This is a genomic window from Butyrivibrio sp. FCS006 (assembly GCF_000424525.1).
Classification (GTDB): Bacteria; Bacillota; Clostridia; order Lachnospirales; family Lachnospiraceae; genus Butyrivibrio.
Window position 1 is genome coordinate 51,102 of record NZ_KE384203.1, and the last position, 19,447, is coordinate 70,548.

19 protein-coding genes are annotated in these 19,447 nt (G+C 43.2%); 1 reads left to right on the forward strand and 18 read right to left on the reverse strand.

Going from position 1 to position 19,447, the window contains the following annotated elements; all coding sequences use genetic code 11:
• Nucleotides 1-56 precede the first annotated feature (56 nt).
• The 3 genes from G633_RS0107435 to G633_RS0107445 all read right to left on the reverse strand — a co-directional run bounded on the left by G633_RS0107435 (nucleotide 57) and on the right by G633_RS0107445 (nucleotide 2,880).
• Complete coding sequence (locus G633_RS0107435; protein ID WP_026519536.1) at nucleotides 57-1,733, reverse strand: M3 family oligoendopeptidase; 1,677 nt, start codon at nucleotides 1,731-1,733, stop codon at nucleotides 57-59.
• A 117-nt stretch (nucleotides 1,734-1,850) separates the two neighbouring features.
• Nucleotides 1,851-2,141: a hypothetical protein gene (locus tag G633_RS0107440; protein ID WP_022768414.1), complete on the reverse strand. Its 291-nt coding sequence runs from the start codon at nucleotides 2,139-2,141 to the stop codon at nucleotides 1,851-1,853.
• A 49-nt stretch (nucleotides 2,142-2,190) separates the two neighbouring features.
• Entirely contained in the window at nucleotides 2,191-2,880 is a 690-nt protein-coding gene (locus tag G633_RS0107445) for a DNA alkylation repair protein (protein WP_026519537.1), read from the reverse strand.
• Between the two features lie 108 nt (nucleotides 2,881-2,988).
• On the opposite strand from G633_RS0107445, the gene G633_RS0107450 reads away from it, so the two are divergent.
• The gene (locus G633_RS0107450) at nucleotides 2,989-3,918 is read left to right on the forward strand and encodes a phosphatase PAP2 family protein (protein ID WP_026519538.1); all 930 of its coding nucleotides are present in this window, start codon (nucleotides 2,989-2,991) and stop codon (nucleotides 3,916-3,918) included.
• 1 nt (nucleotide 3,919) lies between these two features.
• Here G633_RS0107450 and G633_RS0107455 read toward each other — a convergent pair whose 3' ends face one another.
• The 15 genes from G633_RS0107455 to rsgA form a co-directional block, all read right to left on the reverse strand.
• Nucleotides 3,920-5,389: an NlpC/P60 family protein gene (locus tag G633_RS0107455; protein WP_026519539.1), complete on the reverse strand. Its 1,470-nt coding sequence runs from the start codon at nucleotides 5,387-5,389 to the stop codon at nucleotides 3,920-3,922.
• Complete coding sequence (locus tag G633_RS0107460; protein ID WP_026519540.1) at nucleotides 5,386-6,723, reverse strand: O-antigen ligase family protein; 1,338 nt, start codon at nucleotides 6,721-6,723, stop codon at nucleotides 5,386-5,388. Before G633_RS0107460 ends, G633_RS0107455 begins: the two co-directional genes overlap by 4 nt.
• Nucleotides 6,724-6,811: 88 nt before the next feature.
• Nucleotides 6,812-7,903 (reverse strand): MFS transporter, encoded by a 1,092-nt coding sequence (locus G633_RS0107465; RefSeq protein WP_026519541.1) that lies wholly within the window; start codon nucleotides 7,901-7,903, stop codon nucleotides 6,812-6,814.
• A 255-nt stretch (nucleotides 7,904-8,158) separates the two neighbouring features.
• Entirely contained in the window at nucleotides 8,159-8,824 is a 666-nt protein-coding gene (locus G633_RS0107475; protein WP_026519542.1) for a lysoplasmalogenase family protein, read from the reverse strand.
• Nucleotides 8,825-8,844: 20 nt separating this feature from the next.
• Nucleotides 8,845-9,507 (reverse strand): sugar O-acetyltransferase, encoded by a 663-nt coding sequence (locus G633_RS0107480; RefSeq protein WP_026519543.1) that lies wholly within the window; start codon nucleotides 9,505-9,507, stop codon nucleotides 8,845-8,847.
• Complete coding sequence (locus G633_RS0107485; RefSeq protein ID WP_026519544.1) at nucleotides 9,504-10,454, reverse strand: SGNH/GDSL hydrolase family protein; 951 nt, start codon at nucleotides 10,452-10,454, stop codon at nucleotides 9,504-9,506. Before G633_RS0107485 ends, G633_RS0107480 begins: the two co-directional genes overlap by 4 nt.
• A 51-nt stretch (nucleotides 10,455-10,505) precedes the next feature.
• Complete coding sequence (gene cls / locus G633_RS0107490) at nucleotides 10,506-12,074, reverse strand: cardiolipin synthase (RefSeq protein WP_081664719.1); 1,569 nt, start codon at nucleotides 12,072-12,074, stop codon at nucleotides 10,506-10,508.
• Nucleotides 12,075-12,848, reverse strand: a complete 774-nt coding sequence (locus tag G633_RS0107495; RefSeq protein WP_035770956.1) for an inositol monophosphatase family protein — start codon at nucleotides 12,846-12,848, stop codon at nucleotides 12,075-12,077. It abuts the gene before it with no gap.
• 21 nt (nucleotides 12,849-12,869) lie between these two features.
• Nucleotides 12,870-13,640, reverse strand: coding sequence for a nucleoside phosphorylase (locus G633_RS0107500; RefSeq protein WP_026519547.1), 771 nt, complete (start codon nucleotides 13,638-13,640; stop codon nucleotides 12,870-12,872).
• Nucleotides 13,641-13,668: 28 nt separating this feature from the next.
• Nucleotides 13,669-14,217: a GNAT family N-acetyltransferase gene (locus tag G633_RS0107505; RefSeq protein WP_026519548.1), complete on the reverse strand. Its 549-nt coding sequence runs from the start codon at nucleotides 14,215-14,217 to the stop codon at nucleotides 13,669-13,671.
• Between the two features lie 282 nt (nucleotides 14,218-14,499).
• Entirely contained in the window at nucleotides 14,500-15,228 is a 729-nt protein-coding gene (locus G633_RS0107510; RefSeq protein WP_026519549.1) for a MerR family transcriptional regulator, read from the reverse strand.
• A gap of 108 nt (nucleotides 15,229-15,336) precedes the next feature.
• Nucleotides 15,337-16,056 carry a sulfite exporter TauE/SafE family protein gene (locus G633_RS0107515; RefSeq protein WP_026519550.1) on the reverse strand — a complete coding sequence of 240 codons (720 nt, stop codon included), beginning with the start codon at nucleotides 16,054-16,056 and terminating at the stop codon, nucleotides 15,337-15,339.
• Complete coding sequence (locus G633_RS0107520) at nucleotides 16,013-16,885, reverse strand: NAD-dependent epimerase/dehydratase family protein (RefSeq protein ID WP_026519551.1); 873 nt, start codon at nucleotides 16,883-16,885, stop codon at nucleotides 16,013-16,015. The genes G633_RS0107515 and G633_RS0107520 overlap by 44 nt, the downstream gene beginning before the upstream one ends.
• 19 nt (nucleotides 16,886-16,904) lie before the next feature.
• Nucleotides 16,905-17,726: an ornithine carbamoyltransferase gene (locus tag G633_RS0107525; protein ID WP_026519552.1), complete on the reverse strand. Its 822-nt coding sequence runs from the start codon at nucleotides 17,724-17,726 to the stop codon at nucleotides 16,905-16,907.
• Entirely contained in the window at nucleotides 17,723-19,303 is a 1,581-nt protein-coding gene (gene rsgA / locus G633_RS19225) for a ribosome small subunit-dependent GTPase A (protein WP_051200033.1), read from the reverse strand. Before rsgA ends, G633_RS0107525 begins: the two co-directional genes overlap by 4 nt.
• Nucleotides 19,304-19,447 lie beyond the last annotated feature (144 nt).

A 19,447-nucleotide genomic window follows, 5' to 3' on the forward strand; every position in this document is an offset into this window, starting at 1 on the left:
CTCCTTTTGTATTTATTTAAATGCCCCTCAAAGAAATAAAAGGCAATTAAATCATATTAACCAAAGATCTTGGCATTCATATTATCTGCCAGTTCCTTAATGGTTCCGTCCTTAAACGGGCTCTTAAGTCCGACTTCAGCAAGCATGGGCTCGTAGAAGTCTTTAGCTGAAAGCTTGCAGAGCTGCAGGTAATGCTTCCAGGCATCCTGGTAGTCCTTGTCCATCCAAACCTTGAACTGCATAGCTACAACGCTGGCAAGAACATAATCAATATAGTAGAAAGGATTCCAGAATATATGTCCCTGTCTCTGCCAGTATCCGCCCTCTCCGAAGAACTCATCGCCATCAAAATCAAGCCATGGTCTGTAGGTCTTCTCAAGTTCTTTCCAAACCTGCTTCCTCTCTGCCGGAGTCATCTCAGGCTTGTCATATACAATGTGCTGGAACTCATCAACCATACATCCGTAAGGGATGAAAGTTACAGAATCCTGAAGGTGCATTGTGAAATAGTCATCTGCTCTGTCACCAAAGAACTTGTCCATCCAGCCGTAGGTGAAGTATTCCATGGACATGGAGTGGATCTCTGCTGTCTCCATGGTGATGTCGTTGTGCTCAACTATCTCATCGTTTCTTGTAACATAACCCTGGAATGCATGTCCGCACTCGTGGGTGATAACATCCACATCTCCGCTGGTTCCGTTGAAGTTTGCAAAGATGATGGGTGACTTGTACTTAGGAAGGAAATCCATGTATCCGCCGGCCTTCTTGGTCTTGCGTCCAAGGACATCGAAGAGCTCGTTCTCAATCATGAAATCAAAGAACTCTGCTGTCTCGGGAGAAAGCTCTTTGTACATCTCCTGTCCGGCCTTCATGATCTCTTCAGGAGTTCCTGTGGGCTTAGGATTACCGTTCTTAAAGAACATATCGTTGTCGTAGTACTTAAGCTCATCTACGCCGATCTGTTTCTTCCTCTGCTCCTGGATCTTGCATACAAATGGAACAAAAGATTCTTTGATCTGCTTACGGAAGTTCTCAACCTCAGCTCTTCTGTAAGAGTTTCTGTTCATTCTGTTGTAGCCGAGTTCTACATAATTATCATAGCCCAGCTCTTTAGCCTGCTGTGTTCTGTTCTTGACCAGCTTGTCATAGATGTCATCGATCTCGTCGGTCACAGACATAAAGTAATCGGAAAGAGCCTTCCATGCGCGCTTTCTGGTATCTCTGTCCTCACTGGTAAGGTACTTGCGAAGAAGTGATATATTGCACTCTTCTCCATCAAACATGATCTTGGCAGATGCTATCAGCTTGTCATACTTACTGATAAGAGCGTTCTCTTCCTGCATAAGAGGAAGGATCTTGTCATCGATTGACTTGTTGGCAAGCTCTATGTTCTTAAATGCTACCTTGCTGATCTTCTCCTCAAGGTAGGGTCTGTAAGGTGACTCAAAGAGTACCTTATTATAATCGTTTGCATACTTGGAGATCATAGGCGTGATCTCATCAATATAGTCGTTCTCTTTAGAATAGAACTCCTCTGTTGTATCGATGTTGTGTCTGAAGACTCCAAGCTTGATGTTTGTCCAAACATCAGCCATGAACTCATAATATTTTTTATGAAGCTCAAACTGCTCTTCACCGCTTTTGGCATTTTTACTGTCTGCGATGAGCTGTTCAAAGAACTTTTTTACCTCGTCCATATCAACTCTGTTGTATGGCATTTCTGAGCACTTCATATAGTAAACTCTCTTTCAAATTATTAAATTTCTATAAAAATCACCAAACTATTATACTGTATACGAGCACATTTAGCAAGGAAACTCTGTATAACTGCACCACGTTAAAGTCCAGTATCAGCCTTGCTTTCCGGAAGACTGACGAATCATGTCTTCGACAACGATGTCATAAATCTCTCCAACAGTATTGCAATACTCCAAAACCTTCCAGGGCTCATTGGTATGGAAATGAATCTTAACAAGGTCCTCATCACCTGCAGCAATAAGGCTGTTTCCCTCAAAATTCTCAGTGATGTAATCTGCTATCTCATCCTCATCGAGGTCTTTGTCTCTTCTGTCAATAAGAAGCTGTGTGTCATAACGATATGCAAACTGATCGTCCTCTGCGTCGATTGAATTGACTCCCATTATTTTTTCCTCCTTATTTAAATTTAAAAAAGCCAAGAATACTATTATATCAGATTTTAATTTTTAGTCTACGTAAATATGTCTTTTGCTCATCTGTGATGCGATAACTCTCCACAGACTTCTGTATTGCCTTGTTGTGAGTCCAGGGAGAAAGCCTCTTTTCCTCAATAAAAGGAAGTATGCTCTCGTACTGTTTGGCAAGGGCTGTTGCGAAATACCAGGCTATCATCATGTTGATGTAGTACTCATCGGAGCGGATCCCTGCAACCATCTCGGGGTATGACAGATCAAAGTCCTCATCAAGGAAATGCTGCATAAGCATTCCGATGCCAAACCTGACGGTATAAGTGTGATCAGACTGTAGCCATTTCTTTATGTGGGAAAAGAGCTCTTCCTTATTCTTCTTAAATACCTTAGGCGACATCTGGTCGGAAGTTGCCCAGTTATCAACAAAGGGAAGAAAAGTTTCCAAAGCCTTCATGCACTCATCAAAATCTTTGATCTCAGATATGGCAAAGGCGTGGAGCTGATTCTCATCAAAGTATTTATGAGGAAGATCATTAAAGAACTCATCCAGCTCTCCTGCCTTATACAGCTCTTTTGCCAGCTTTCTGAGCGCAGGGGTCCTGATACCGATGAACTCCTTCTGCTCCACTGAAGGTATGAGTCCCTGCTGAAAATCCCTGTATTTCTCATCCTGAAGCTCAAATAACTTTTCTCTGATGCCCTCAACAGTCATATTTTCTGCCTCCTTACTCCTATGTTATCCATTCTACCAAAGAAATTGCCCGTTGTTACCATTTCGTAGTAATATTTATTAAGTATGTTGGGGATTGCGAGGGGAAAGATGGAAACACTCACAGGTAACACCTTTTATTTTGATTTTGAAGTTTCTCTGATGGAATGGCTGCAAAGCGTACTGGGTCCTACAGGAGCCGGCATTGTTTCTGCATTTTCAGCCCTTGGCGAGGAATTCTTTCTTATACTTCTTTTAGCTTTTACCTATTGGTGCTATGACAAGAAATTCGGTGAGCACATAGGTTCTATCATGATTCTTGGAACCATAATAAATCCACTTATTAAAAATATATTCTGGAGAAGGCGTCCCTACTTTGACCATGAAACCATAAAATGCTACAGGCCTCTTGATAAAGAGCATGATCTGTATGATATAGCAGCACAGGGCCTGTCTTTCCCAAGCGGGCATTCAACCAATTCAGCAATAGCATTCGGCACTATTGCTCTGAAAGCCCGGAAAAGATGGGTTTCCATAATCTGTGGAATTGTCATTTTCCTGGTAGGCTTTTCGAGAGTGGTAGTAGGCGTCCACTATCCCACCGACGTTCTTTTGGGATGGTTATCAGGTTTCTTTTGCATCTGGCTCATCACCTTCTTAAGGAACAAAGTTCCCGAGGAAAAGACCTGGCTCATTTACCTTGGGGTATTCCTGGTATCATGCCTTGGACTTTTCTACTGCAAGACCACAGACTATTTCACTTGCCTTGGACTGGTTGGCGGAATCTATGGTGCCTTTGAGTTTGAAAAGAGATTTGTTCACTTCAAAAATACAAAAAATCCTCTGCTTTGCATTCTGAGGATTTTCTGTGGTGTTGCTATTTATCTGATTTTAAATGAAGTCCTTAAACTTCCGTTCCACAAGGAGTTCCTTGAATCAGGAACTCTACTTGCAGGAATTGTAAGGAGCATGCGATATCTGATAGTTTCCTTTGTCACAGTAGGTGTCTACCCGATTTCTTTCAAGCATTTAAACAAGTAGATCAATATTCCTTCCAGAGAATATAACTTATATCATCAAGCCAGGTAAGCCCGCTTGCTCTCTTCAGATCCATGCCTGACACAAAGATGCAGTATGCATCAACCAGATCCTGGGTATCGTGACCGGGCTCAATGGTGGTGGCACATGAACTGATAACGTAAGGCTGTCCCCCCTCGGTTCCGATATACATCATAATATGTCCACTCATATAAAGAGGAAGTCCGGCAGGCATTTCTGTTATCAGACTCCTCTTTTTTTCTGAAGTCATCTTAGAGCAGTCGATGCTTCCGAGATCCGACAGCTGCGCAATAGCTGCAGCATTTCTTGGAAGATCAAATCCAAAGCAGTCATATACCTGTCTGATAAATCCAGAACAGTCATTGGAGCATAAGGTTCCGCCGTAGCCGTAGACTTTACCAAGGAACTTAAACGCCTGTCTCAAGACATTCTCAGAAGTCATAGGCATAAATCCGGCATTGACATCTTTGGACACAGGAATGAGTGTCTGTTCAAGTCCAAGATTGCCGGCATCATCACGGTAGGGAACATCTACGCAGTAAGCTGCGATTGTACTTCTTCCGTTTATTGTTTCCGAATTGTTTTTTGACAGTGCGATCCTTGTTCCCATTGGAAGGACCATTCCTGATGAATGAGTAGGAGCCGCAGTCTCATCCATGACAATTTCACTACCGGTCACTACAAGAAAGTCCTCCGGTTCACATACCGATGACCATTCATCTTTATCCTTGCAGACAGCAAGGTTACTCTTTCTAATCCATCCGCAAAATGATCCGTCAATAATGTAGCACCACTGCATGTCTGAGCTCTCATGAAGGATCACAACTCCGGCAAAGGGCATCACTTCAGAACTGGTATAGTCATTAAAAAATATCTCATCCTTATCCTCTGAGGCAAAATCTTCGCTCGGAACCGTCTTGGCATCGCATCGTTTTATGCATACAGCATACACAGGCTCTACAGTTTCAGGTATCTCATCAATTGCCATCAATGACCTTAGGTCATCAAAATAATCTTCTGATGCAACCTCTCCGTTTATGTACAGAGGTTGTTTTCTTTCATAAATAATGCTTTTTGATTCATCGTTTATCAGTGACTCTATAGCTTCTCTTGGGAGTTCTTCCGGAAGATCGTTCATAAAGAGCTTTTTGTCGCGCGAATCCGTTTTGGAATAATACAATACATAGGGCTGATTGTTATGGTTAAAAGCTTCTATTTCATCTTGAGAAAAGAGCTCTCTATTCCCGCCTTCGGTGATCCAATGATCAGCAGATAACATTTCCGTTGTAGTTCCTTCAATTGTTGAAACCAAACCCTTATAAGGGTCGTTTGTTTCTTCCGTCACCTGATATGTCTTTTCAGGAATATGCATCCTGCAAATCTGAATCGCCGTCACTAGCAGCAATATTGCTGCAAGTATTCCATATGCTATAAAAAGTGTTCTTCGCTTCATTTGACTATGCTCCTATTTCTGAAACAGTATCCACCGGCTAAAAAGAAAGGTATAGCTGCATAGCTCCAGCTCGAGAACATGAATGGAACAGGCTCAACCAGCCCCATGACCAGTATTCCCGCAGCTGCAGCCATTAAATATTTCATCGCTGAAGATTCTCTTTTATCAAACAGGATTCTTATGCCTATACCGCCCCAGATGAATAGCAGGCTAATCCAGGTAATAAGCCCGAGAGCGCCGTGTTTTCGCAAAAGTTCTATGTACGTGTTATGAGAATGAGAAGTCAATATCTCATGGTGCCCTTCATAAACGCCAGTGATAGGTTCTTTTGAAAATGGTGATATTCCAATCAGAAAACGTCTGGGGGTCTTCAAACATTGTTGTATTCCCCTCGGCCATATAAAGATTCTGTCAGAAAATGTTCCGTCATCGTCAGATATCCTGCGTATAACCAGCGATGATACATTTTCAAGAAGACTGCTCTGACCTGTCAGATTTGCCACAGCAGTAATGGCAAGGCGGTAAAAATGCACAGGCAACAAGAAAGACTCCAGTGCACACCAGAAAACAAAAACAGATATCAGCACCGATTCTATATTCCTAAGTAACGCGTTTCTTATTCCCAGGCGGATTTTTCCTGATTGCAGCAAAGAGTACATCACAATTCCAAAAGATAACGAAACTCCTATCATTCCTGACCTGCAGCCTGTAAGTCCCAGACAGAGCCATCCTGTAAATCCGGTAAAAATAAACGCAAACTTAAGTCGCCTGCGAATACTTAAGAAAGCAAGCAAAGAGGATATGATAAGTACAACACATGAAAATGCAAATAAGTTAGCATTGTTCATGGCACATAACCTTCCGGAGCGGAAACATCCCCTGACATAATCATTATATGAAGACTTATATCTCAATGATTCAGTTGCCTTTACAAGAACGTACAGGCACATCATACAAAGTGCTGCCGAATAGACTGCGAAAACCCATCTTAAAAATTCCCGGGGATCATCAGTTATCTGAACAGCACAGTATATAGCCAGAAACATTAACCATACACAAAAGAACTGAGACATGAAAAAGTGAAGTGAAACACCGAGATTAACTATAGTGGAAATCCAAGCAAAAGACATAAAGACAACCCATAGAAAAATATCAACATTTCTGTATAATCGGCCAAAGAACAGGGCGTATATGACCATAACAGCTGCCATACCCCCGGTAAGAACGTATGGTGCTTTGGTCATTGTTCCCCATATTCCCTCAAAAGCGTATATGAATACGATCACTGAAGCCAGAAAGATATGCATTTTTTGCAGTAATCTCTCACTCAACATATAACATTCCTCCAACAAAACATACACATTAAGCATTAAACCATAAAAAATAGAGATATGGAAGAATAATCATCCATATCTCCGTTTTTCAAACGCTGAATAATATACCAAATATCGGCGAAAGCACGATCATCACCATGGAAAAGGCAAAAGAGTTTACAGACATAAGCGTTGCTCTCTGGTCTGACGGAATCATTGTGTTGAGCAGAATATCCGTCCTTACCTGGACAAAGTTGTCAGAGAAAGCACCGATAAAGCCGCCTATTATCATCAGATAATAATTACCGGTAAATATTGAAGCGAATGCAATCATTACTCCAACTGTTGCTATGATCGCAATCCTCTTATATCTCTTTTCCGGAAAATACTCCGTCACCTTAGCTCCTATCGCTGCGCCCATTCCCATGATAAACAGTACCGGTCCGAGCCAGAAGTTACTAAGCCCCATCAGCGGAAGTTTGGCCTGTAAAAAGAACAGTATCAGTATGTCCACTGCACCTATAAGGGAGTTGAACAGTATTATGAGTCTGGCCTTTCTGTTATGTCTGATGAAAGCGGTACTTTCCGAGATTACCTTTTTAAATCTGTCTGAGGCAGAGCTGACGTTTTGAAGATCTGTCTTTACATCAACCAGTGAAAGAGCTATGAGTACCGAGATAGCACCTACTACTGCATCAATCATGTTAGCTCTTTTATATCCAAGGAAAAGAGCTAATCCCGCAAGGAGCGTTCCCACAGAGCCAAATATCTGATAGATCATAAGGTCTGTTGATGCGAACTTATCATACTCACTCTCTATTCCGGCTTCTTTGAGACTGTCATAGGCAAGAGCCTCTCTGGTTCCCGATGCCAGGTTATAACTGAGCGCATTTACCGCTATTGCCAGGGCAACAGTGAAGAAGTCTCTGGATACTATCATCAGGAGTGATGAGATTATCACCATTACTCGTCCGGCCACCATGGTCTTTCTGCGACCAAAGACATCCGAGATAACTCCGGATGGAATCTCAAATGTAAGGCTGGTTATGTGAAAGATGCTCTCCAAAAGGCCTATCTCTACTGTACTAAAGCCCCTGGATGCAAGAAGTGCCACCCAGGCAGCACCTGCTATCGCAAGGCCTGCTACGGCGTCTATTCCAAGTAGTTTATTGATTTGTGATTTAGCTGTTTTCTTATCCATAAAAAAATCTCCTTAGTCTTTTGATCATTTAAAAAGAATAAGGAGATAATGTCTCTTAATTTTTTCCGACTGCTGATACTTATGTCGGTTATTACCTAAAAAAGAGCGCACTATCCCCGTAAACAGCTAAAACGTTACCTTTCATCAGATGAAGGTTTACTGTTTTCCAGGTCATCTATGTGCTCTCCTTTCGTAGTTTTTCTATTAGTCAGAATACCACTGATTCTGCATGTTGTCTATCTTCCGATGGCTCTTTTACAGGAACATCAGACTGACACCAATCAGGATCTGGCCTGCATAGTACAGGACAATGTTGGATATCCTAAAGCTCTCCCTGAACTTTTTTCCGAAGGTGTTGATGATAAGAACAATATCGCTGATAAGGAACAGAAAGGCTCCCAGGGCGAATATCGCAGTAAACGCCGATGGCTTGGCGATCAGGTTGCCTACTGCAACTGCGTTCATAAGCATGATAGCTCCGATATAAATTACACCGAATATCTTGAACGGCAGTTTCGCGGAGATGATCTGGAAAAGCAACAGGATAAGAAGTCCTGCCAGTGCAAGTCCTATTGCAATGCATATCTTCCAGTTTGTGGACATCTCAAGAATTGCGATAAGATACACAATGTGTCCCGCCAGGAAAACGAGGATTCCAATAAGAAATGCCAGCTGTCCTCTCTTCTTTAAGATGAATCTTAAGTTAAGCAATATATCAGCTATAAGTCCCAGAATAAGGCCATAGATGAGCAGTGTTGCCACATTGCCGCCGGGGTTGTTTAATAATCCAATCAGCACAAAACAAAGAGACGCAAATCCCTTCCAGACATCAGCCGATACATATTTTTCTTGTACTTCGGCTCTTAAAAGTAGCGTAGCAAAAACGGCACATAAAGCAGTTAGGATTATGACCTGCAGCATATTTTTCTCCTTTACTTTTGTTAAGCTGTTGGATATTTGACGGGATCATTTTCATCAGCCTGGATTCTCTGGATATGTTCCCAGGCCTCTGCATCAATCTCTTTTCCTGCAAAATACTTGTTACGATCTTCTTCCGTGATCTTTCTGATCACACGACATGGGTTTCCTGCTGCCACGCACCACTGTGGTACATCTTTTGTAACCACAGATCCGGCGCCTATTACAGAGTTGGCGCCGATGGTCACTCCCGGGCAGATAACAACGTTTCCGCCAATCCAGACATTGTCGCCGATAGTGACATCAATCCCGTACTCATACATGGTATTTCTGGTAGCGGGATGAACCGGGTGACCGGCTGTATAGATAGCTACATTTGGCGCCATCTGCACATTATCACCGATGCGGATCATTCCTACATCCAACATGGTGCAGTTATAGTTTGCAAAAAAGTTCTTGCCGATTTCTATGTGCGTTCCGTAATCACAGTAAAACGGCGGGTTAACCAAAGAGTTCTCTCCGATCTTTCCAAAAAGCTCAGTGATGATCTTTCTGATGGAATCAAAATCGGATCTGTCCACTGTGTTAAGCTTCTGTGTTATCTTGCGAGCAACCTTCTGCTCTTCAAATACTGAGTCGTCGGAAATGTAGACAAGCCCCTGATCTCTTCTTTCTATGTTATTCAAAATCCGATCCTCCTGATTTCTCTCACAAGGTTTCCTGCATATATCTCACATCCAAGACAGTTGGGATGAAGGTTGTCGAGGAAATACTCAGACAAATGCGGAACAAGCTTCATTCCGTCTATTATCTTTACATTTTCATATCTGCCGGCAATTTCTTTTACTTTCTTACAGAAAGCCATCAGTGTAGGTATGCCCTCTACGGAATCTCCTCTCCAGATTGGAGATATGCAGAGAATTGGGATCTCATGCCCGTAAATACCTGTGAGAGTTTCGTAGTACTCTTCAACTGCTGTCATATCTTCATCGCCGTACTGGTTGGTCCCCAGGGCGACGATTATCTTATCGGGATCATAGCCTTCCATCTTCATAAGGGAACCCTTGTCATATATGTAGCCACCGATACCCTGATTTACGATTTCATAATTAAGAAGTCTGTTGGCTACGCTGACATAGGTGCAGGAAGATCTTAAGGGTCCGTATCCTTGTGTTATGGAATCTCCCAGCCAAAGAACCTTTTCATTCTTTTTAGCTCTTTCTACCGGCGAATCTGTTGTAAAGTTCCTGATCAGAGCTGTGGCATCCGCAGGCAGATAGATGATAACATTCTTTTTACCCTCAGGAAGCTCCCATGTTATGGTGCCGACGTCCATGATGTCTTTTACATAAGTAATTGCAGTAACAAGGCCATCTACTACAAGTTCAAAAGAGTCCGGAGATCCCTTCCAAATTATCTTGTAATCAAAGGATATCTCTTTTGCCTCAGTCGTAAACTCAAGCGTCTTGGCACTTGATGCAGTGCATCTCTCATACCAGAAATCAAATACTTTCTCAAAGTAGTCAATCTGTTTTTTGGAATACTGGAAGGCCTGAATGTAGCCGTCATCAGTCTCCTTAAACTCGTACGCCCCAAAGTACAAGTCTTTTAATTCTTCATTTGTCAGAACCATTTCTCTTCCCCCAACGTGATTTATTTAATTATACCATGATGAAATGCGCGTCTACAGCAGTGGTGCGATAAATTTAAGCAGTGCTCCGATAACCTTGTAGGCTATTTTTTCATGAGCTATAGTCTCTCTCGTTACCTCGCGGCATTTCGAAAGTGTGTCATTATAGTCGGCTTCAATATCCGCAATACACGGCACTTTATACAGATATGTCGCACACTCAAAGTGATGATAAAGGCTCCTGTAGTCGAGATTTATGGTTCCGACAACAGCTCTTTTGCCATCACTGACACATACCTTGGCATGGACAAAGCCCGGTGTGTATTCATATATCTTAACGCCGGAGTCAGTAAGCTCGCTGTAGTGAGATTTAGCAAGAGCGTAGGCAAATTTCTTGTCCGGAATTCCCGGCAGAATAAGTCTTACATCCACACCTCTCTCAGCCGCGTACTTGAGCGCTGTCAGGAGCTCACCATCCAGAATAAGGTAGGGCGTCATGAAATAAACATAATCCGTCGCCCTGTTTAGGATGTCCATGTAGACAGTCTCTCCCACTTTGTCTTCATCCAATGGGCAGTCACCATAAGGAACAACAAAGCCCTCAGTCTCAGGATAGCCTGTGGGTTCAAGGAACTTGGGATCAAATGAAGGCTCAGGCTCTGTGAGATTCCACATCTGCAAGAACATAAGCGTAAAGCTTCTGACTGCCTCACCCTTAAGCATAACTGCAGTGTCTTTCCAGTGCCCAAACATCTTTTTGTGGTTTATGTACTCATCCGCCAGGTTAACACCGCCGTTGAAGGCTACCTTGCCGTCAATGACGAGAATTTTCCTGTGATCTCTGTTGTTGTAATGAGATGATAAAAACGGTGCGATTGGCGCAAACATCTTGGCCCGAATTCCCAGGGTCTTAAGGCGTTTTGGATAGTCATGGGGAAGAAGGGTTATCTCACACATTCCGTCATACATGACCCTGACATCTACTCCTTCCGCCGCTTTTCTTGCAAGGACTTCCAGAATTTTCCCCCACATGTAGCCTTCTTCTATAATGAAGTATTCGAGGAATATGAACTTCTCCGCCTTTTCAAGCTCTTCCAAAAGGGCTTTGAATTTGTCTTCACCAAGCGGGAAATAAGTGACTTCAGTATTTGTAAAGATTGGGAAATCGCCACTTCGGTTCAGATACTTCACCAGGTCATCTGTACCGTAAGGGTCGCCCTTTAGTTTTTCTATAACATCGCCGTCCTGAGGAACTGCATTTTCAGAGAGTTTTATCATCTCCTCAACTCTCTTGCGTGTTTTTCGATGGCCGATATTGGATGTGGTAAAGGCAAGAAGTGCGACGCCAAAAAGGGGCACCAGTGCAATAACCGCCAGCCATGTCAGCTTAGCCGAAGCATCCATTCGATTGTTGAACAGATAAATGACCATTGCATATGCAAATATGATCTCAAGCACAGCATAATAAGGGATGTACTTCTCAAGCCATCCAAAGAGCGTAATATACAAAAAGACCTGTGCCACAAGAAACAGAAAGATCAGTATAAAACGGCTGAAAAATATCTTTAATATACCGAGCTTACTGTGCGTGTTCAGCCTTATTCCTGCCTCGGAATCCATCATTTAAGCCTCCTTAAAGCAAGTCGGAATCTCTTTTACGCCCCTGCTCATGCAAAGCGCCGATGAAGCACCTGTGTATGAAAGGGGATTGCCTTCTATGTCTGTCACACTGCATCCGGCTTCCTTGGCGATGAGCGCTGCTGCAGCATAGTCCCAGATCTGAATCTTAAGCTCAAAGTATAGTCCGCACCTTCCGATGGCTACGCAGCACATATCCCAGGCTGCAGTTCCGGACCTCCTTAGGTCTACGCACAGCGGAAGGAGTTTTTTTGCCATGTCAAAAGACTTATCTCTCAGTTCCTCATAATATGGTGCAGTGCCAAAGCATGAGAGCTGCTCGGCCAAAGGTGCTTCAGAAGACATTATCCTCTCGCCGTTCATGTATGCGCCTTCTCCTGCTATGGCTGAGAACATCATGTCATCGTAGGGGTTGTAGACTACCGCCATGTAGGGCTGTCCGTCTTTCAGAAGACCGATGGATACTACTGATGGTCTGTATTCATAGATGAAATTGGAGGTTCCGTCTATCGGATCAATGACAAAGCATAACCCCTTTGCCATCTTGGCTGAGAATACGTCCTGCCCGTCCTCTTCTCCGAGAAACTCTGCTTCAGGAAGAAGCTCTTTTAACCTGCCAACCAGAAACCTCTGGACCTTCTCATCCGTCTCGGTGACGAAGTTTGCATGTCCCGATTTCTCCATGATCTTCGGACGTTTGGCTGCAAGTAAGATGTCTCCTGCCTCCCGAGCTATCTGCTTTATATCTTCTATTGTCATTTCGTGGTGGTTCCTTTCCTGTCAGTCTGTGTATTCCTTCAGTACGTCCAGTCCCAGCAGCAAAGCCTTTTCGTGAGAACCTGTTCCAAAATCTCTTACGTCATATTCATGAACATTTGCAAGAGAATCAGCTGTAAATAGGAACTGGCCAAAGCTTGCTCCTCGCTTTCTGCATACTGCGGCAAGTGAAGCACACTCCATCTCAACTACAGAGCATCCTTCCTCTAAACGATATTTTACCATGTCTTTTGTCTCTCTGAAAAATGCATCCGTAGTCCAGGTTGTACAGGTCACGAATGGAAGATCATGTTTATTAAAACACCTCTCTATTGCTGCCACAGGCTCTTTATCCAGCTCGATATACCTTGAGGCCGGGAGATAGTGGTAGGATGTGCCTTCAGCCCTGAGAGCTTTTGTTGGAACAATAAAGACATTCTCAGGAAGATCTGCAAGAACTCCGCATGAGCCTACGGCAATTATCTTCTCACAGCCGCAGCTTATGAGGCAGTCAATGAGGGAAGCAGCTCCCGGAGCCCCTATCAGAGACTGTACAAGGCATATATCCTCACCCTCTTCATGAAGAACATATATCTCAACGGTATGTGAAACCGTGATGAATTTCTCAACAATTTCTGCATTATGCTCCTGCGCAAATTTTGAAACCACGTCTCCCAAAAATGTAAACAGGCACTTCTTCGGAAGCTGAAGCTCCGGCCAGTCGTGGTTCGGAGTTATAACTTCAGCTGAATGATCATCGTATTCAAGTATTGGTATCTCATTCTTTATTATCATTTCATGTCCTCCCTCTGCTTATACCTGCTTATAAAAACAGGACCATATTTATCTCATCGAAGTATGTGCCGTCTTTGAGTTTGAATGCTCTAAGAATCTTGCCCGTCTCTTTAAATCCCATCTTCCTGTATAGGGCAAGGCCTCTTTCATTGTCTTCGTATACCCCGAGTTCAATCTGCTCAAAGCCCATATCTCTTGCCTTTGCGATTGCCCTTTCCATCAGGATCGTGCCAAGTCCGCCCCCTGTATAGTCCTGAGTCAGTGCAATTGCTAAATCGCATCTGTGCTTTAATTTGATATGGTTTCTGTTTCGAGAAATTGAGCAGTTGCCAACAGCTCTTTCGCCGTCAAACGCTGTGAACCATACGCGGTCATCTGCTTCAAGCACGAAGTTTACTATCTCTTTTTCTTTATCAGGTGTTGTCTGAATCTCCTCCGGATATCTTACAAGGAAGTGAGTTTCCTCTGCAGTTTTTATCATGTAGTCCAGCATTGCCTGTGCGTCTTTTTCCTCGGGGGATCTTAGTGTTAGTTCTCTTCCGTCCTTTAATGTGATTGTCTCTTCTTCGATTCTCATAATTTCCCTCCTTTTGTATAAAAAAAGACCTTACCAAACATGTGCTTGATAAGGTCTAAATCATACATAATACTTTCTACACTGAAAGTTCTACCTCATCTCACATGGTAAACAAAACTCCTGATAAATATTCACGAGCATTACCAAGACCATTCTGTTGACGAGACGTGTATTTGTCATATGGTGAACTTTCCTCCGAAATAATTAGTTGTTAGTATAAAGGGCGTATTATGTGTTGTCAATACAATTTTCAGTCTATAGGTTATTTTTACTGACAATTTATTACTTGCCACAATATACCTTTATTGCCTGATAGACAAACTCTGCAGTTCCTTCGCCGCCCATCTTGTCTATGTTGTCGGTGAACTCTCCGCCTCCGGCGTACATCTTGCCAAGGCTAAAGAGAATCTCATCGGTGCAGTGGTAGAAATGCTCTGTGATGTAGGACTGAAGCTTCTTAACCTGAGCCTGGGTCTTAGCAGATGCAGGATCTTGCTCCTTCATGGCGCCAAACTCCTCGAATATCTTCATGAAATCAGCCATCATATCTGCCTTTTCAGAATCGGTGCGGTTCTTATCCTTTTCTTCAAACTCTTTGAATTCGGGAGTCTTTCCCCACTGCTCTTTTGCCCTTTTTGCGTATTCATCAATTTTACTTATATCAAATGCTTTAAAATCCAATTTTCTCACTCCTCTCAGTTTTAGTCCTTTGCACATATCGATCAGGTTTTCAATGTGCTCTTTCTTAAGTTCCAGGAGCCCAATCTGCTGATCCAGTGCTTTCCTCTTGTCAAAATCAGATCTGGTCACAATTTCTTTTATGTCTTTTAACGGAAACTCCAGCTCCCGGAACAGTAAAATCTGTTGCAGCTTCTCCAGGGCTGCATCGTCATACAGCCTATATCCGGACTCGGTATACTCCGCCGGCGCAAGAAGCCCTATTTTGTCATAATACTGCAAAGTGCGTATACTCACTCCTGTCAGTTTACTTACTTCATTTACTGTCATCATGGCTTTCTTCTCCTTCACGTGTAATTATAGCTTAAAGTATTACGTAACGTCAGAGTCAACAACTTTTTTGCAAATAAGCAAAAAATAAGAGGTTCAAAATGAACCTCTTTAAAGTATATTGTTCAGAATCAGTGCGATTCCTGATACGATCAGTAGGATGATCACAATCTTTTTTACCACATGTTCGCTTATCCTTCCGGCGCTGAGCATTCCTGCCACCAGTCCGATAAGCATGAATGGTGCAAGCACCAAGGCTCTTTTCAAGGCAGCAACAGTGAGAATTCCGTAGAAGAGATAAAGACCTATTCTGAAGGTATTCTCAATCACAAATACTGTGCAGATGTTGGCTTTGAAAGACTTCATATTATCTGTCGTCCTGCCAACGTAGGCGCCAAGCAGTGCGCCGACTCCAAAAAGTCCGCAAAGAAAGCCTGACAGAATTCCTATTATTGTAAGTAGTATCTTCGAGCTCTCCATCTTCTTATGGGACAATTCCCTGAGCAGCATCTCTATTCCGACAATTATCACCAGCACGCCGAAGATTATCTTGACCAGCGTGATATCCGCATTCTTCAGGAAAAGAGCTCCACCAAAGCTTCCGACTATCACCATGACCGCCAGCGGAAGAACAATCTTAAGGTCTATCGACTTTCTCTCTTTCCAGCTTATTATCAGGTTTGTCGGATATCCAAGAACTAGCTCCAAAGGAGAGATGTTTATATTAGCTGCCGTAAAACTTAAAATCGACGTAAAAACCAGAGTATTTGCGAATCCGCAAAGCCCCTTAACATAAAACGCTGCAAGCGTTGCAATTATCCAATAGCCCATATATCCAATCACCTAAATCCGAAAATGTATAGCCAATGCCTCTCGCCTTGTCAGTATTAAAGCTAAGTGTATCTGTCAGTCCGTTGTATGGCGCTGCGTCGCCGGCAGCATCAAGAATCGCAATCTTACCGATTTTCTTTTCAGCATAATCAATTATCTCCGAAATCTTTATGACTCCGTTTGAACAGCCGTTTACAGCGCCGTCACATGGGTGATCTGCAAGGTATGCGATAAACTCCCCTGCTTCTTTTTCATGGATAAAAGACATTGCACAGTCCATATCATCAACGTACATGGGACTTTTGTTCCTTATATGATCGACGTAGAAACGAAGTCGCCCGGTATAGTCATTCTCTCCCAGAACAACAGGATATCTCACAAAGGTGCAGGAAGCTTCATCCATAAACTCAAGAGCCGCACGCTCTGCATTTCGCTTGGTCTCGGGATAATCGGGAAGTCTGTCCTGCCATTTTAAAGGGTGATTACTAGTTATGAACTCCACTTCTCTGATATTCGCATGCTCTTCATGATACACAGAACAGCTGGACATCTGAATATACCTGTCACAGGATACATTCTCCAAAAGAGCTTTTACATCATTGGAGCCATAGGCAATCTTGTCGATTATTACGTCAAATTCAAGTCCGCTTAAAGCTCTTTTTACACTTGCAGAATCTGTCCTGTCGAAGATTACATTCCGAACTTCACCGGAAAATTCTGCCTTGGCATTTCCTCTGGTTGCAATCGTCACATCATGGCCGGCAGAAAGTAGTGCATTGACCATAGGAATTCCAAAAAATCTTGTACCGCCAACAACAAGTATTTTCATAACAAACTCCTCTTTTCCTTCAGCTCATGGCATATATCATGATTGCCTGCTGAACTTTCAACAGGTTCTTTTTAAACTCATATCCCACAAAGAAATCGGAATCGATCACTTCCGCAGATACTTCTTCTCCGCGATAGAACGGAGAACACGGATTTAGGACTGCCTTATCATTGGCATGTTCCATCAGGTCTTTTGTCACCTGATAGTTCTTAAAATCCTCCAGCATACTCGCCGGAATTGAATCGGTGCAGACAATGTCTTTTCCAACAATTGCACTCTCCAATCTCTCATCAAAAGAAGCTCCGGGAATCTTGTATTTGCCAGGGCCGCAATGAGTAAGCGAAAAGCCAAAGGCGTCCGATGCCTCTTTCCAGGCTCTTCCGATATTTCCATCGCCGCCGACAAACAGATACTCATCACTCAGGTAATCCTCTCTGATCCCAGAAAGCGTGTAGAGATCGGACATTATCTCGCAGGGATGATTGTCATCAGTCATGGCATTAATAACAGGGGCTGACATTGCATCAGCCATCCTGTCTATCATGTCAATATCCGGATAACGCACTATAACAGCATCTGCCCAGTTCTGCAGATATCCGCACACATCCTTTATTTCTTCCTTCTTATCCAGTGTCTTTGGATCGAACAATATGGACTGGCCACCGAGAAGATATATTCCTTTTTCAAAAGACACTCTGGTTCTTATGCTGGATGCCGGAAAGAACATAACTATGGTCTTCCCCTTAAGGAATCCGTCATACTCCTCGATGGTATCGGCAATCTCAAATATCTTAAGAAGTTCTTCTTTTTTGTGATCCGTAAGTCTTATAAAAGATTTCATTCCATGTACCTGTTATTGTTTTTCTTATATGCCTTGGCCCACTTGGAAATTTCTTTTTTCTTGGCGTAGTTCTTGGTATTCTCTGAGCCAAGATTCTTGTACAGCGCATATCTCTCAGGGGAGAGCTCTCCGCTTTCGATGGCAGCCTTAATTGCGCATCCGGGCTCAGTCTCGTGCTTGCAGTTACTGAATTTGCACTGACATTCCAATTCTACAATATCGGAAAAGGTATCATCAATACCTTCAGCGGTGTTTGCCATGCCTATTTCGCGCATTCCGGGAGTGTCAATAAAGCAGATACCGTTTGATGTCTCTATGAGTCTTCTGATGGTTGTAGTATGGCGTCCCTTGTCATCATCCTCTCTGATCTCTGAGGTCTTCATGATGTCCTCCCCTATCAGAGTGTTGACAAGCGTTGATTTCCCGACACCGGAAGAGCCCATAAGGCAGATCGTATTTCCGGGGATCAGATATTCTCTGAGTTCCTCAAGGCCGATGCCATAGATCGCTGAAATTGCATGAACGCGCACTTTATCAGAAATCTGCTCCACCTCACGCACATATCTTCCTGTGTTGTTGCAGAGGTCGGATTTGGTAAGGATCACGACAGGAGTAGAACCACCCTGAAGTGCAACACTTGCGTACCTCGCTATACGGTTGTAGTTATAGTCCTCATTAAGAGATGTAACAATAAAGCAGTAGTCCACGTTGGAAACCATGTACTGCATAACTCCCGTCTTGGCTTGGTCGGGCCTTTGGAGGAAACTCGTTCTCTCGCATACAGAGAGGATCATTGAATCCCCCTGTCTGTTATAGCGAAATGTCACATAGTCGCCAACTACCGGAAGCTTATCTGCATCTTCTCCGTAAAAACTGCCCTTTAGCTTTGCAGGGATTTCCTGTTCCCAGAATTTTATCATATAGCTGTTCTTGCTTACCTGTGATATTCTTCCGAGTTTTTCTTCATGAAGCCACTGACAGGAAAGCTTAAGAGGCTTGTAATACGGGAATTGATCCGTGAACTCTTTTACCTCCTCTTCATCCTCACACTCCTCGAAAACAGGAGCTTCATAGAACAGACCGTGAATATCTTCGAACCCATCGTTAAGAGGAAGTGCCATAAATGCATCTGCATTTCCAAATGCCGGATGATGGATATCAAAGTTGTCGCAGGTCTTAAAGCCGTGCTTTGGATAGTACTGAGGCTCTCCGCAGATCACGATCCCCTTGTATCCTGCTGCCCCGGCAAGAGAAATAGTCTCTTTTAACAGCGCCGCTCCTATCCCTGCGCTAAAGCATGTAGGCTCAACGGCCAGAGGTCCGAAGGTCAGGACTTCGTGTTCTTTATCGCCATCCACGACCTTAGCCTTTGAGTAAAATATTGCTCCAACAATCCTGCCATCAAGCTCTGCAACACGGCTGAGTTCAGGCAGATACTCATCAGCGCCGCGAAGCTTGTGAACCATTAAATGCTCATTACATCCAGGACCATGAATGTTCCAGAAGGCGCGCATGGTCATTAGTTCTGTATCGTAGTAGTCACTTGTAGTTTCTTTTCTGATTATTAAATTATTCAATGTTTTGTCTCCTTGATTATGTTTATTAATTCATGTTGTTTTCAGGTTTAGTTATTAGCCATAGTATGGAGACCTTGTAGACAGCGCAATAAAAAAACCGCGACAAAAATGCCACGGTCTAAATACACTATATTAACGCCTTGC

Excerpts from the sequence above, each read along its gene's own strand:
- G633_RS0107435 (WP_026519536.1), bottom strand. The coding sequence starts at position 1,733 with ATGAAGTGCTCAGAAATGCCATACAACAGAGTTGATATGGACGAGGTA.
- G633_RS0107440 (WP_022768414.1), bottom strand. The coding sequence starts at position 2,141 with ATGGGAGTCAATTCAATCGACGCAGAGGACGATCAGTTTGCATATCGT.
- G633_RS0107445 (WP_026519537.1), bottom strand. The coding sequence starts at position 2,880 with ATGACTGTTGAGGGCATCAGAGAAAAGTTATTTGAGCTTCAGGATGAG.
- G633_RS0107450 (WP_026519538.1), top strand. The coding sequence starts at position 2,989 with ATGGAAACACTCACAGGTAACACCTTTTATTTTGATTTTGAAGTTTCT.
- G633_RS0107455 (WP_026519539.1), bottom strand. The coding sequence starts at position 5,389 with ATGAAGCGAAGAACACTTTTTATAGCATATGGAATACTTGCAGCAATA.
- G633_RS0107460 (WP_026519540.1), bottom strand. The coding sequence starts at position 6,723 with ATGTTGAGTGAGAGATTACTGCAAAAAATGCATATCTTTCTGGCTTCA.
- G633_RS0107465 (WP_026519541.1), bottom strand. The coding sequence starts at position 7,903 with ATGGATAAGAAAACAGCTAAATCACAAATCAATAAACTACTTGGAATA.
- G633_RS0107475 (WP_026519542.1), bottom strand. The coding sequence starts at position 8,824 with ATGCTGCAGGTCATAATCCTAACTGCTTTATGTGCCGTTTTTGCTACG.
- G633_RS0107485 (WP_026519544.1), bottom strand. The coding sequence starts at position 10,454 with ATGGTTCTGACAAATGAAGAATTAAAAGACTTGTACTTTGGGGCGTAC.
- cls (WP_081664719.1), bottom strand. The coding sequence starts at position 12,074 with ATGATGGATTCCGAGGCAGGAATAAGGCTGAACACGCACAGTAAGCTC.
- G633_RS0107495 (WP_035770956.1), bottom strand. The coding sequence starts at position 12,848 with ATGACAATAGAAGATATAAAGCAGATAGCTCGGGAGGCAGGAGACATC.
- G633_RS0107500 (WP_026519547.1), bottom strand. The coding sequence starts at position 13,640 with ATGATAATAAAGAATGAGATACCAATACTTGAATACGATGATCATTCA.
- G633_RS0107505 (WP_026519548.1), bottom strand. The coding sequence starts at position 14,217 with ATGAGAATCGAAGAAGAGACAATCACATTAAAGGACGGAAGAGAACTA.
- G633_RS0107510 (WP_026519549.1), bottom strand. The coding sequence starts at position 15,228 with ATGATGACAGTAAATGAAGTAAGTAAACTGACAGGAGTGAGTATACGC.
- G633_RS0107515 (WP_026519550.1), bottom strand. The coding sequence starts at position 16,056 with ATGGGCTATTGGATAATTGCAACGCTTGCAGCGTTTTATGTTAAGGGG.
- G633_RS0107520 (WP_026519551.1), bottom strand. The coding sequence starts at position 16,885 with ATGAAAATACTTGTTGTTGGCGGTACAAGATTTTTTGGAATTCCTATG.
- G633_RS0107525 (WP_026519552.1), bottom strand. The coding sequence starts at position 17,726 with ATGAAATCTTTTATAAGACTTACGGATCACAAAAAAGAAGAACTTCTT.